This is a genomic window from Echinicola pacifica DSM 19836 (assembly GCF_000373245.1).
Lineage (GTDB): Bacteria > Bacteroidota > Bacteroidia > Cytophagales > Cyclobacteriaceae > Echinicola > Echinicola pacifica.
The window spans coordinates 17,243-30,885 of record NZ_KB890756.1; the positions used below are offsets into that span (position 1 = coordinate 17,243).

The 13,643-nt window shown below is 44.2% G+C and carries 14 protein-coding genes; 13 read left to right on the forward strand and 1 reads right to left on the reverse strand.

Translation table 11 applies throughout. The features are described from left to right. Nucleotides 1-86 precede the first annotated feature (86 nt). From B050_RS0117465 to B050_RS0117525, 13 genes are all read left to right on the forward strand, one after another. A complete protein-coding gene (locus B050_RS0117465; RefSeq protein ID WP_018475245.1) occupies nucleotides 87-695 on the forward strand; it encodes an outer membrane beta-barrel protein in 609 nt (202 codons plus the stop codon). A 229-nt stretch (nucleotides 696-924) separates the two neighbouring features. Further along, on the forward strand, nucleotides 925-2,859 hold the full coding sequence (dnaK, locus tag B050_RS0117470) for a molecular chaperone DnaK (RefSeq protein ID WP_018475246.1): 1,935 nt from the start codon (nucleotides 925-927) through the stop codon (nucleotides 2,857-2,859). A 90-nt stretch (nucleotides 2,860-2,949) separates the two neighbouring features. Further along, a complete protein-coding gene (locus B050_RS0117475; protein ID WP_018475247.1) occupies nucleotides 2,950-3,324 on the forward strand; it encodes a co-chaperone GroES in 375 nt (124 codons plus the stop codon). Nucleotides 3,325-3,591: 267 nt separating this feature from the next. Further along, nucleotides 3,592-3,837, forward strand: a complete 246-nt coding sequence (locus tag B050_RS0117480; protein ID WP_018475248.1) for a type B 50S ribosomal protein L31 — start codon at nucleotides 3,592-3,594, stop codon at nucleotides 3,835-3,837. A gap of 78 nt (nucleotides 3,838-3,915) precedes the next feature. Next, nucleotides 3,916-5,118: a GlmU family protein gene (locus tag B050_RS0117485; protein ID WP_018475249.1), complete on the forward strand. Its 1,203-nt coding sequence runs from the start codon at nucleotides 3,916-3,918 to the stop codon at nucleotides 5,116-5,118. Between the two features lie 15 nt (nucleotides 5,119-5,133). Beyond that, nucleotides 5,134-6,279 carry a DNA polymerase III subunit gene (locus B050_RS0117490; RefSeq protein ID WP_018475250.1) on the forward strand — a complete coding sequence of 382 codons (1,146 nt, stop codon included), beginning with the start codon at nucleotides 5,134-5,136 and terminating at the stop codon, nucleotides 6,277-6,279. Then, nucleotides 6,276-6,719 carry an ATP-dependent zinc protease family protein gene (locus B050_RS0117495; protein ID WP_018475251.1) on the forward strand — a complete coding sequence of 148 codons (444 nt, stop codon included), beginning with the start codon at nucleotides 6,276-6,278 and terminating at the stop codon, nucleotides 6,717-6,719. The genes B050_RS0117490 and B050_RS0117495 overlap by 4 nt, the downstream gene beginning before the upstream one ends. After that, nucleotides 6,716-7,624, forward strand: a complete 909-nt coding sequence (gene rimK / locus B050_RS0117500; protein WP_018475252.1) for a 30S ribosomal protein S6--L-glutamate ligase — start codon at nucleotides 6,716-6,718, stop codon at nucleotides 7,622-7,624. The genes B050_RS0117495 and rimK overlap by 4 nt, the downstream gene beginning before the upstream one ends. Beyond that, nucleotides 7,624-8,556 carry a hydroxymethylbilane synthase gene (gene hemC / locus B050_RS0117505; protein ID WP_018475253.1) on the forward strand — a complete coding sequence of 311 codons (933 nt, stop codon included), beginning with the start codon at nucleotides 7,624-7,626 and terminating at the stop codon, nucleotides 8,554-8,556. Before rimK ends, hemC begins: the two co-directional genes overlap by 1 nt. A gap of 2 nt (nucleotides 8,557-8,558) precedes the next feature. Then, nucleotides 8,559-9,401: a peptidylprolyl isomerase gene (locus B050_RS0117510; RefSeq protein WP_018475254.1), complete on the forward strand. Its 843-nt coding sequence runs from the start codon at nucleotides 8,559-8,561 to the stop codon at nucleotides 9,399-9,401. Beyond that, nucleotides 9,376-10,314: an SDR family oxidoreductase gene (locus tag B050_RS0117515; RefSeq protein ID WP_018475255.1), complete on the forward strand. Its 939-nt coding sequence runs from the start codon at nucleotides 9,376-9,378 to the stop codon at nucleotides 10,312-10,314. The genes B050_RS0117510 and B050_RS0117515 overlap by 26 nt, the downstream gene beginning before the upstream one ends. A gap of 252 nt (nucleotides 10,315-10,566) precedes the next feature. Beyond that, nucleotides 10,567-12,186 (forward strand): alanine/glycine:cation symporter family protein, encoded by a 1,620-nt coding sequence (locus B050_RS0117520; RefSeq protein WP_018475256.1) that lies wholly within the window; start codon nucleotides 10,567-10,569, stop codon nucleotides 12,184-12,186. Nucleotides 12,187-12,268: 82 nt separating this feature from the next. Next, nucleotides 12,269-12,859 (forward strand): porin family protein, encoded by a 591-nt coding sequence (locus B050_RS0117525; RefSeq protein WP_026235986.1) that lies wholly within the window; start codon nucleotides 12,269-12,271, stop codon nucleotides 12,857-12,859. Between the two features lie 134 nt (nucleotides 12,860-12,993). Here the strand turns inward: B050_RS0117525 and B050_RS0117530 are convergent, their stop codons facing one another. Next, nucleotides 12,994-13,563: an AraC family transcriptional regulator gene (locus B050_RS0117530; protein ID WP_018475258.1), complete on the reverse strand. Its 570-nt coding sequence runs from the start codon at nucleotides 13,561-13,563 to the stop codon at nucleotides 12,994-12,996. Between the last annotated feature and the right edge of the window lie 80 nt (nucleotides 13,564-13,643).

Consider the following 13,643-nt stretch of genomic DNA (forward strand, 5'->3'; position numbering starts at 1 on the left):
TTATATAAAAATGCTATATTACTTCCCAAAACCTAAAAGAAGTAAATAATACCTGTAGGGGACGTGTAAGGAGGATCAAAAACAAGATGAGAGCGAGAATAATATACCTATTATTACTTTTGGTGATAGCAGTAGATGCATTTGGGCAGAAGGAGGAGCAGCGCCTATATAAACCCTTCAAGGTAGATGTGGGAATCAACCTCACCTTCCCAACGGACTCAAAGCTCACCACTGGAGGAGGGTTCCTGATAGAGCCACGTTATGGCTTGAATGACCATTTCCATATTGGAGTGCAGCTAGCGAGTAATATATTGGGGGAGGGAGAATCCATCTTCAATCATCAGGAAGCCACTTATCGGGCGCAGGCGATCAGCAATGCCTCCTTGACGGGCGAATACCAGTTTGGACTGGAAAACACCCGCCCATTTATTGGCTTAATGGCAGGAATGTACCGCAGAAGTGACTATGAAATCGTAGATGCAGGAGACGGCACCATCATCAATCGACAGGCTCATGATTTAGATTTTGGTCTGGCACCGCGAATCGGGGTGATCTCGGGTAAATTCCGCATGAACGTCACCTACCATATTACAGGAACTGAAATCAGTGATTTTTTTAGCTTAGGCTTTGGAATACAATTCGGAGGAGGAAAGATCAAGGACAAGGACAAAGACCGCTTTCCGAGTTGGGAGTAAATAGGCCGGGCTAACGGCTGAAGAAGAAATCCCCTTCTCCCTGTCAGGCCAGGCAAAGGTGGCAGAAAAAGCCAAAGCCTGTCAGAAAAATACCTATTTGAATTTTTTTACTGTCATAATTGCTGCCAATCTGACACGATGAAAGATGTTTTTTGTCTTGGCACATGAGTTGATAACTATGATTCCGTAAAGAAGAATTTAAAGATATCAAATAAGAATAATAACAGTTATGGGAAAAATTATCGGTATAGACTTGGGCACAACCAACTCTTGCGTAGCCGTAATGGAAGGTAATGAGCCAGTGGTTATCCAAAACAGTGAAGGAAGAAGAACCACACCATCCATTGTTGCGTTTTTGGATAATGGAAATGGAGAGCGTAAGGTAGGTGATCCTGCTAAAAGACAAGCCATCACCAATCCGGCAAACACCATCTCTTCTGTAAAGAGATTTATGGGCAAGAGATTCTCCGAAATATCTGACGAGAAGAAACATGCTTCATATAAAGTAGAACAAGGATCAAATGACACTGTAGCCGTAAAAATCGGAGACAGATCATATACTCCTCAGGAATTGTCTGCCATGATCCTTCAAAAAATGAAGTCAACAGCAGAGGATTTTCTGGGACAAGAAGTAACAGAAGCGGTGATCACCGTACCCGCTTACTTCAACGATGCAGAAAGACAAGCGACAAAAGAAGCCGGTCAAATCGCTGGATTGGAAGTAAAGCGTATCATCAATGAGCCTACCGCTGCGGCATTGGCTTATGGGATGGACAAGAAAGATCAAGACATGAAGATCGCTGTGTATGACCTTGGTGGTGGTACCTTTGATATCTCCATCCTTGAGCTTGGTGACGGTGTATTCGAGGTGAAATCTACCAACGGTGATGTACACCTCGGTGGTGATGATTTTGATCAGGTGGTGATCAACTGGCTAGCAGACGAATTCAAATCAGAAGAGACCATAGACCTTAAGCAAGATCCGATGGCCCTTCAACGTCTAAAAGAAGCCGCTGAGAAAGCTAAAATTGAGCTATCAAGTTCATCTTCTACTGAGATCAACTTGCCATATATTACCGCTACACAGACTGGTCCTAAGCACTTGGTAAGAAACCTTACCAGAGCTAAGTTTGAGCAGCTTTCTGAGGATTTGATACGTAGATCTTTAGATCCTTGCAAAAAGGCTCTATCTGATGCGGGTCTTTCTCCATCAGATATTGATGAGGTAATCCTTGTAGGTGGATCCACACGTATTCCTAAAATCCAGGAAGAAGTAGAGAAGTTCTTTGGCAAAAAACCTTCCAAAGGGGTAAACCCAGATGAGGTGGTAGCGGTAGGAGCAGCCATTCAAGGTGGTGTATTGACAGGAGAGGTAAAAGATGTACTTCTTTTGGATGTGACTCCTTTGTCTTTGGGTATCGAAACCATGGGCGGAGTATTCACCAAACTTATTGAGTCAAACACAACTATTCCTTCGAAGAAATCCGAGGTATTCTCTACTGCTGCTGACAACCAGCCAGCGGTGGACATCCACGTATTGCAAGGAGAGCGACCATTGGCCAAGGACAACAGAAGTATTGGTAGGTTCCAACTGACGGATATCCCACCAGCACAGAGAGGTGTTCCTCAGATCGAAGTGACTTTCGATATTGATGCCAACGGTATCCTTCATGTATCCGCTAAGGACAAAGGAACTGGCAAAGAGCAGAAAATTAAAATTGAAGCTTCTTCCGGACTTTCTGATGAGGAAATCGACAGAATGAAAAAAGAAGCCGAAGCCAATGCAAGCTCAGATAAGGAAGAAAAAGAGAAAATCGAAAAGCTTAACCAAGCGGATAGCCTCGTTTTCCAAACTGAGAAGCAGCTAAAAGAGTTTGGTGACAAGCTTTCTGATGGCAATAAGACCACTATCAATGGAGCACTTGAGAAGCTTAAAGCAGCTCATCAGGCGCAAGACCTGGAAGCGATCAGCCCAGCGATAGAGGAGCTTAACAAGGCATGGGAAGCAGCCTCTACAGAGATGTACAACGCGACTCAAGGTGGACCTGAAGGTGCTGCTGGAGCTGGCGCAGGTGCAGGTGCTGAAGCAGGTGCAGGCGAGAGCGCTGGAGACGGCGTATCCGATGTTGATTACGAAGAAGTAAACGAAGAAGATAAGAAATAATCTCCTTCCCAATCCAATAGATTTAAAAGCATCTCGAGCCATTCGAGGTGCTTTTTCCTTTTCTACCCTCACATTTTAGGTATTGAAAATATGCGATTAACTGAAGATAATAAAATCAAAAACTTGGTGGTGGTAGGCGACAGAGTGCTTATCAGACCCAAAATGGCAAGTGAAAAAACCTCCAGCGGGCTGTATCTACCTCCTGGAGTCCAACAAAAAGAAAAGGTCCAGCAAGGCTATATCGTAAAAACAGGCCCGGGATATCCTATCCCTATGCATGTGGAAGACAATGAGCCCTGGAAAGAAAAAGAAGAAACGGTAAAATATATTCCACTACAAGCGAAAGAAGGTGATCTGGCCATATTCCTTATGAACGGAGCCCACGAGGTGATCTACGAGGAGGAGAAATATTATATTGTTTCTCAAAATTCCATCCTAATGCTGGAAAGAGAAGAGGAATTATAGGCAAGAAATGGAGGCATAATTCCTCCCAAAAAGTCGGGAAGATGAGAGCCGTCAGGCATGGAAGTCCATTAAGAAACTTGATGAAGCCATAATAATCCATTATCTTTCAGGCCAATAAGGGAGTATAAGCGATAAAAAAGCAAAAAATCATGCTATTTTTCAGACTCTCTAAATAATTCATTGATAAAGATTTGGACGCTTTTACAAAAAAGAATAACTTTGTGCCTCCATTTGAAAAAGCGATATTAAATATAAATAGGGAATACCATGAAAAAAGACATTCATCCAAACTACAGAGAGGTGGTTTTCTATGACACTTCCAGTGAGTATAAATTCATTACTAAGTCAACTATTGAGACTAATGAAACAGTAACTTGGGAAGACGGAAACGATTATCCTCTATACAAAATCGAGGTTAGCTCAAACTCTCACCCATTCTATACTGGCAAGAAAATGTTGCTAGATACTGCTGGTAGAGTTGAGAAATTCAACAGAAGATACAAGAAGAAATAATTTCTATTATCTCTGTAAAAAGCATTTTAAAAAGTCTCTCGGAAATTGTATTCCGAGAGACTTTTCTATTTTTGTACCATGGACAACTTTATATTATTTGACGACCCCTCCTATCGGGGATCCTTATTGCCATTTACTTTTACCCGCCCGGTGGGCGAAATACGTGTAGGTATCCTAAGGCTGCGCGAAAAATGGGAGAAGCATCTTGATGCCAAGGCTGGCTACCATACCCAGGCCTATCTTCAGGAGAAATTCCCAGGCCTAGCTGGAGCTAATCTATATATCAACGGGGGTCTTTGTCCAGACCACGGTTTATTGACTGCCCTCCATGCCCTTGGGCAAGGTCAGAGTTTAGTAAAGGAGAACGTATTATTAGCCACGAAATGGGAAAGTGAAGAGAGCTTCAGCACAGACCTGATCAAAGAGCAAACAGAGCCAATCGAATACGAAGGAGAGATCACCTTGATCCATCGAAACTGGCATATATTTCAATACAATTCTTTGGAGATCCGCAGGGATTTTGCGCTCATCACGGCCAACCGCATTTCCGCAGGGGTAAATGACGAGCATACCAAAGTATATAACCCTGACATGATCTTCGTGGAGGAAGGCGCCAAAATACGCGCTGCAGTCCTCAACGCTGAAAATGGTCCTATCTATATCGGCAAGAATGCTGAGATACAAGAAGGAGCACTCATCAGAGGGCCCTTTTCACTGGGTGAAGAGTCCACCGTCAATATGGGGGCAAAGATCCGTGGAGACACCACCGTGGGGCCGCACTCTAAAGTAGGCGGAGAAGTCTCTAATTCGGTGATCTTCGGCTACTCTAATAAGGGTCATGATGGATTTATGGGTAATAGCGTAATTGGAGAATGGTGTAATTTCGGTGCAGACAGTAATATTTCCAATCTTAAAAATAATTATGCTGCCGTAAAAATTTGGGATTATACCAAAGGAGGATTTGCCCCAACAGGCTTACAATTCTGCGGACTGATGATGGGGGACCATTCAAAGTGCGGCATCAACACCATGTTTAATACCGGCACAGTGGTCGGAGTCGGTGCCAATGTCTTCGGCGCTGGATTTCCGCGTAATTTCATCCCAAGTTTTGCTTGGGGAGGAGCGTCCAGCCTCAGCACCTTCCAGATTAGGAAATTTGCAGAGACGGCCGAGATGGTCATGACAAGACGCGGCATCCCTTATGATGAAACTGAGCAAAATATCCTTAAAAAAGTCTTTGAAATGACCAAGGCTTATCGAATTTGGGACAAAGAAGTCTAAGAAAAAGAATTACCCATGTTATTTTCATCTATACCCGGCCTTACAGAAACTAAGGACCGGTTAGTCACAGCGATCAAAAACAACCATTTGGCTCACGCCTTATTGTTTCATGGTCCAGAAGGTTCCGCAAATTTAAAAATGGCCTTAGCACTGGCCACTTATGTCAACTGCGCAAACCCTGGCGAAAACGATTCCTGTGGCACCTGCAGCTCCTGTCAAAAGATGGCCAAGCTGGTCCACCCCGATCTCAGCTTCACCTTTCCCCTACCGGGCAGCATGATCAAGGAGGAAGATGGGGACAAAGCTAAAAAAGGGGATATTCTCGTTCCTTGGCGCGACTTTGTAATTAACAAGCCTTATGCAAACCTTCAGGACTGGATCTATCATAACGGCTTCGAAAAGAAGCAGCTTAATATCTCCAAGGCAGCCGCTAAGCAAATCATCCAGACACTATCTTTGAAATCCTTTGAGGGAGGCTATAAAACCATCCTGGTATGGATGCCAGAGTTTTTGAATTCCTCTGCGGCCAATGCACTATTGAAAGTTCTGGAGGAGCCCCCGGAAAAGACCTTATTTCTGATGGTGGCCAATCAGCCAGAGCAGCTATTGACGACGATCCTGTCGCGGACCCAAAAAGTCCTCGTACGGGCATTTACTGATACCGAAATAGAGGAGCATCTCGTCGCTCAGGGTCTTTCCAGCCCGGCAGCCGCCCAGCAGATCGCTCCACTTGCCGATGGCAATATGAGGGATGCTTACAGGCTTATGGATCAGGTGGTGGATGAAAATACTGCCAAATTCAGAGATTGGATGAGAATTTGCTTTACTTTAGATATAAACAAGGTTACCCAGTGGGCAGATCAATATCAATTACAGGACAAAGAAGGGCAAAAAGCGCTCTTACTTACCGGATTAAACATCCTTCGTGAAAGCCTGCTAAAAAGAAGTCAGTTGGAAGAACTGATGAGGTCCAGCCCCAGTGACAGAGATTTTGTTGAAAACTTCAGCACAAAAGCACTTACCGAAAATAAAATAACCGATCTGTATAAGTTGTTAAATGACGCACATTACCATTTGGAAAGAAATGCAAGTGCAAAAATTCTATTTGCTAATTTGTCCTTCAATATGGCTCGGGTACTCCGCAGAAAAGAAAGCGTATGAAAAAGAACATTATAGGCCGGCGAGAAAAAATCAGCTTACCAGAATGGGGACTTCATATGATTTCTGCCAAAGTGGACACCGGCGCTTATACCAATTCCATACATTGTGAATGGCTAGAAGAAAAGCTCATCGACGGGCAGGAGACTTTAGAGTTTATCTTGCTCTCGCCTGGCCACAGGCTCTATACAGGGAAGGTGATGAGTACAGAAAATTATACCTTAAAAAAAGTAAAAAGCTCAATAGGTAAATCGCAACTCCGCTATAAAGTAAGCACGCTGGTCAAGATATTTGATGAGACCTTAATGGTAGAGTTTACCCTTACTGACAGGTCAAAAATGCGAAATTCCATCCTTCTCGGACGCAAGATGCTCATCGGGCGCTTCGTTGTTGATGTAGAGGAAACCAATCTTTCTAAAAAATCTAAAGTCCCAAAACCATGAAAATAGCCGTACTTTCTCGTAATCAAAACCTGTATTCCACTAAGAGGATAAAGGAAGCCATCATCGCTGCTGGCCATGAAGCCATGATCATTGACCACTCTCTATGTGACCTGGTCATTGAGCAAGAGGGGCCTTCCATTCTTTATAGAGGCGAAAAAATCACAGGAATTGATGCGATCATTCCTCGTATAGGCGCATCTGTAACCTTCTATGGCACGGCTGTAGTAAGGCAATTTGAACTAATGGGGTCTTTTTCGGTGGTGGAGTCGCAAGCCATCGTCCGCAGCAGGGACAAGCTCCGCAGCCTGCAGATCCTCTCCCGAGAAGGATTAGGCATGCCAAAAACTGCCTTCACCAATTTTTCTAAAGGTGGCGAGAAGCAGCTTATTGATCAGGTAGGTGGCGCACCATTGATCATCAAATTACTGGAAGGCACTCAGGGACTAGGCGTGGTGCTTGCCGAAACCCGCAAAGCAGGTCAATCGGTAATCGAAGCCTTCCACGGCTTAAAAGCGAGGGTCATCGTTCAGGAATTTATCAAAGAAGCTAAAGGAGCCGATATCAGGGCATTTATTGTAAATGGCAAGGTGGTCGGCGCCATGAAGCGTCAAGGTGAGGAAGGTGAATTCCGCTCCAACCTCCACCGAGGAGGTAAAGCTACCATTATAAAACTCAGCCCCGCAGAGCGTAAAGCTGCCTTAGGCGCCGCAAAGGCCCTTGGACTTGCTGTAGCTGGCGTGGACTTATTACAGTCGGCCCGTGGTCCACTCATCCTTGAGGTGAATAGCTCGCCAGGACTCGAAGGCATCGAAAAAGCAACAGGGGTGGATATCGCCGGAAAAATCGTCGAATTCATCGAGCTTTCGGTCAATAAAAAAACTACAAAAAGAAAAATTAAAGAATAATGCAACCCATTCGGATAGGAACCAGAGGAAGTAAACTGGCATTGTATCAAGCTTATCATATCGCTGACCTCCTCAAAAATGCTGGCTTAGAATCAGAAATCGTCACTATAGAAACCAAAGGGGACAAAATACTGGATGTTTCCATCTCCAAAATTGGCAGCAAGGGGGTCTTCACCGAAGAGCTCGAAGAGCAGCTCGCCAATGGTGATATTGACATTGCCGTGCATAGTGCCAAGGATATGCCTTCTTCGCTGCCTGCGGGCTTTGAACTAATTTCGTTTACTGAGCGGGAGAAGGTGAATGACATTATCCTAAGTCATAAGGCCATTGACTATAAGAATCCCGACCAAGCCTTGCTATTGGGGACTTCCTCCACTCGTCGGGTGGCCACATTGAAGCACTTTTATCCTCATATCAAGACTGTTGAGGTGCGCGGCAACCTGCAAACCCGCATTGGAAAGATGGAGTCTGGCGTATGCGATGCCTTATTATTGGCCTATGCCGGAGCCCACCGAATGGGATATGATAGCATGATCAAGCATGAACTTTCTCTGGATGAGTTTACCCCAGCGGTAGGGCAAGGCTGTATCGCTGTGGAAGCCTATGAATCTCTCGATCCCCAATTGCGGGACGCCATCATTCAGGCGACTCATCATGAGCCCTCCGGCTACAGGCTTATTGCAGAAAGAAGCTTTCTCAAGGTTCTTGAGGGAGGTTGCAGCATTCCTGTATTTTGCCTGGCAGAGCTGGAAGGGGACGATCTTCAGCTGAAGGCTGGAATAGTAAGCCTAGACGGTCAGGAAAGAATCCAGCACCAGTCCAGCGGAAAAACCCACGATGCTAAGGCACTTGGCGAGCAGCTAGCTCAAAAAGTTCTCCAATCAGGTGGCGACCGTATTTTGGCTGAAATCAAAAAGAATCTTAATCAATAAGCATGAAATCAAAATTATTTTTCCTAGCAATTGCATTCCCACTTTTGTTTTCCTGTGCCTCAGAAAAGGACGCTTTGATTACCATTCATACCAGACATGGGGACATCTATGCGATACTATATGATGAGACGCCTATTCATAAAGAGAATTTTATCAAGCTGGCGGAGGAAGGTCGATTCGACAGCACGGAATTTCATCGGGTTATCGAGGAATTTATGATTCAAGGTGGAGATGTTTTCAGTAAGGAACAACTCCCAATGTCTGAATGGTACACTATTCCAGCGGAGCTGAATGACAAATTACTTCATGAGAAAGGTGCTATTGCGGCAGCAAGACAAGGCGATAATATCAACCCGGAAAAAAGATCCAGCGGCTGCCAATTCTATATCGTCGAAGGCAAGGTATATACCGAAGAGGAGCTGACCACAGACATCCGCAAGCTCCAGAAGAGCTTCATGAAGTTCATCACATTGGACAGCCAAAGGGACCTCGCTAAGCAATATATGGAGCTATATCAGGAAGAAAAGTACGAGGAGATGACCAATCTTATGCTTACTAAGAAAGTGGAGATGGAGGAATTTTTACACATCAATCTGTCCAAGCCTATGGCTGCGGAGGCCATTGAGGTATTTACCACTAGCGGGGGCACGCCCCATTTGGACGAAGGCGGATACACTGTTTTTGGCAAGGTCATCAAAGGAATGGAGGTAGTAAATCAGATTTCTGCCGAAAAGACCAATGCGATGGACAAGCCGGTGGATCCTGTATATATCACTGTGGAAGTAGAGAATTTATCAAAAAAGAAAATCACCAAGGAATATGGTTTCGAATACACCAAGGAATAATCCCGGCCCCATCCTGGTTACAGGCGCCAATGGCCTGCTAGGACAGAAACTTATCAAGCGCCTTCTCGAGCAGCAGCAATATGAGATCATCGCCACTGGCCGTGGAGCCTGCAGACTCCCCGAATCGTGGAAAGGATATACTTATGCCAGCATGGACATCACGGATGAGTCGGCGGTCATGGAGGTATTCGGGAAATATGCGCCTAAGCTAGTGATCCATGGCGCGGCCATGACCAATGTGGACCAGTGTGAAACCGAGCGTGAGGACTGCTACGCACAGAATGTCAGGGCGGTTAGCCATATACTCAATGGCTGCGAGGCCCAGGGTGCTTACCTGGTGCATGTATCCACGGATTTCATCTTTGATGGAGCGGAAGGCCCTTATGACGAACAGGCGGTTCCGAATCCTATCAATTATTATGGAGAGACCAAATTACAGGCTGAGAAGCTCATATTAGATTCCAGAGTAAAGGCGGGAATAGCCCGGACGGTTTTGGTTTATGGCATTTCTCATGATATGAGTCGCTCCAATATTGTCTTGTGGGTAAAGGACTCGATCGAAAAAGGCAAGACGCTACAGCTGGTGGATGATCAGCTCCGCACACCTACTTTAGCGGAGGATTTGGCCGAAGGCTGCCTGCTAATGGCTGCAAATCAAGCGGAAGGAATTTACAATATCTCTGGCGAAGAGGTATTGACACCTTACGAAATGGCAATGCAAACGGTAGATTTTTTCAAATTGGATAAAACAAAGATCACCAAAACCGATTCTACGGCATTTCAACAAACTGCAAAACGACCCCTGAAAACAGGTTTTATCATTCAAAAAGCTAAAGATCAGCTTAATTATAAACCAAAAAGTTTTAAAAAAGGGATTGAAATTCTAGCAAAACAGCTTAATTTAGCCAATTGATAAAATCAACTTAACACGGTATAATTACAATTTTGTCTCTTTCTAACATGATATTCACCCCAAAAATTAGCTATATGCTTTGCTATAAGGGATGTATCCCCAATCAGGGCGTGCATGCCCTAAAGCTGTAAAATCACAGCATTAAGGGTGTAGAAGGTTAGTTATGGAGGCATTTTGGGTTTTTCGTGGATCGAGTAAGGATTCCAGATTGAAATATACAACTCAAATATAATTAACAAACAAAATTACATTATGTATAAAAAACTTCTATCCCTCCTAATATTTCTTTTTCCATTATCCCTCCTAGCTCAAGAGGCTATTCCATCGGAAGAATTGAGCGTAGGACAAAAGATCGATCGTTCCTTTCAGCCCTTCGCCGATGTATGGGAAAGCCTGGTGCTTTATCCTATCACTTTGGGAGGATATGAAATCCCAATTATTCTGATTTTGCTGGTCAGTGGTGCCACCTTTTTCACGGTATATTTTGGAGTACCGGGCATTACTAAGCTCCCGCTATCTCTCAATACAGTAAGAGGGAAATACGATGATCTGGAAAGAAATTACCGGGATCCTGAGAATCCAGATGTAATTCCAGACGAGGCAAAAGGAGGAGAAGTAAGTCACTTTCAAGCATTGGCCACTGCGGTATCAGGCACGGTAGGCTTAGGGAATATCGCCGGTGTGGCAGTTGCCATAGCCTTAGGTGGACCTGGAGCGACCTTTTGGATGATTATCTGCGGTCTTCTTGGCATGAGTACCAAATTCGTAGAATGTACCCTAGGAGTAAAATATAGAGATATAGAAGATGATGGCACCGTACACGGCGGTCCAATGTATTATTTATCAAGAGGCCTTACCGATCTTAAAAAAGGTCGATTAGGTCAGTTTTTAGGAGGGCTGTTTGCCGTACTTTGTGTGGGAGCATCCTTTGGAGGAGGCAATGCCTTCCAATCCAATCAAGCAGCCTCCCAGCTATCGAGCTTAATGGGAATAAACTTCCAAACGAATGGCTTCTATATAGGAATTGCTCTTGCCGTATTAGTAGCGATCGTAATTATTGGAGGGATTAAGAGAATCGCCAATATCACTGAGAAAATTGTTCCTTTTATGGCTGGGGTATATGTATTAGCCTCTCTTATTATTTTAGGAGCGCACTATGACTATATCGATGATGCGTTAGGGTTGATTCTTGAAGGTGCATTTACACCCATGGCCGGCCTTGGGGGTCTTGTTGGGGTATTGATCGTTGGCTTCCAGAGAGCGGCCTTCTCCAATGAGGCGGGTGCAGGATCGGCTGCCATCGCTCATGCAGCGGTAAAAACGAAGTTCCCAGCCAGTGAAGGTGTGGTAGCTTTACTTGAGCCACTTATCGATACCGTGATCGTGTGTACCATGACCGCTTTGGTAATTATCTTTTTTAATATTGATGGAGGACTTAAAAATGTGGAAAGTATCTTTACTTACGGTGGAGACGGCAGCGGCAATGTCACGCTAAAAGCCACTGGAGAATCTGTCGGAGGCGTGGAGCTTACCACCATGGCTTATGATGCGGTGATCCCCCACTTCAGCTATGTGTTGACAGTAGCCATCATATTGTTTGCATTTTCCACAATGATCTCTTGGTCTTACTATGGGCTTCAATCCTGGAAATACCTTTTTGGAAGAAGTAAAGCAGCTGACCTTACCTATAAACTGTTATTCTTAGTATTCATCGTAATAGGAGCTTCCACCACCCTAAATGCCGTGGTGAAGTTCTCTGATGCCATGATTCTAGCCTTGGTTTTCCCGAATATGATCGGTTTATTCTTCTTATACCCGAAGGTAAAACTGGAGCTAAAACGTTATACAAATGCTATCAAATCACAGATGTGATGGCAATGAAATATCTAAAAATAGGCTTGGCAAGGTATTTGAATCCGCAGGGATAGCAATAATCTTAAACACTCAACTTAACATGAAAAATATCTGGATTCTGGTAGTCGCTCTTATAGGAATGAGTACCGCAGCACAAGCTCAAGATTTTAGCATAGGCCCAAAATTCGGCGTATCTCAAGGAAATATCAAAGTCAATGGTGACGGATATGAAAGCGGAAGTGACAAACTAGGGTACCATATTGGTGCTTTTGTAAGAATGGGCGGAAACTCCCTGTATGTGCAACCAGAATTTCTATATGTCAATACGGGTGGAGAAATAAAGCAAACTACGGGCACAAACGAAATGTCCTATGAGGCTTCTTTTAACCGCTTTGATATTCCTATTCTTCTTGGATTTAAACTGGGGCAAGTCTTTAGAATCCAAGCTGGACCTGTGGCTAGCTTCTTGATCAATTCTAAGTTTACCGATCAAGTCATCCCCACCCCGGAGCCGGAGTACAATGATGCCACCGTGGGATACCAGGCTGGGATTGGCTTCGATATCGGCAATATGATTTTGGACCTGAAATATGAGGGATCATTAAGCAAGCAATCAGATGCTATTGCTGGATTTGACACGGATCAAAGACAGAATCAACTGATTCTTTCTCTAGGTTTGAGATTATTCTAAGCTGAAATCCAATTTGAATAACCACTAACAGAGTATATACCTACGATTATTACCTGGTAAGATCGTATCAAAAAAGCGTTTTGGGATCCCAAAACGCTTTTTTTTATTCCTTCTAATATGAGTACCTGGGAAAATTATACAGCGTCTAAGCCTATGCGAGGTTTATCAGGCAATTTCTTGAAGGCAGAAGGGGTCATTCCTATCACCTTCTTAAACTGTGCCGAGAGGTGCTGCACGCTAGCATAACCAAGCCTATAGGCGATCTCACTTAGTTGCAACTCCTGATAGGTAAGTAATTCCTTTACTTTCTCCAGCTTTAGATTGATAAAATACTTCTCGATGGTCAAAGCCTGAGTCTGACTAAAAACATGACTGAGATTGCTATAATCTTCTGCCAACTCCTGCTGCAAAAACCCACTTAGGCTGAAGGCGTCGGGTATTTCCTCCTGGCTCACCAGAACCTGAAGCTTGGTTTTTATCTGCTCCACAATCTTCTCCTCCTTGCTATGCAGTACTTCAAAACCAATTTCATTTAGGGAGTGGCTCAAATCTTTCAGCTGAGTCTTGGAGGGCGACTCTGAAAGAATAGCATGCCCTAGCTCCACAGATTCATAGCCAAGGTTATTCTTTGATAAGACTTCCTTTACGGCCGTCACACAACGTGGGCAGACCATATTTTTGATCAGGATTTCTGTGTTTTTCATATTCCTTTATACTGATTGAGGAAGGCGAAGGTTGGCAAAGGCAGGTCATTTATATCACTTTTGTTGGCCATTTGCCGGGG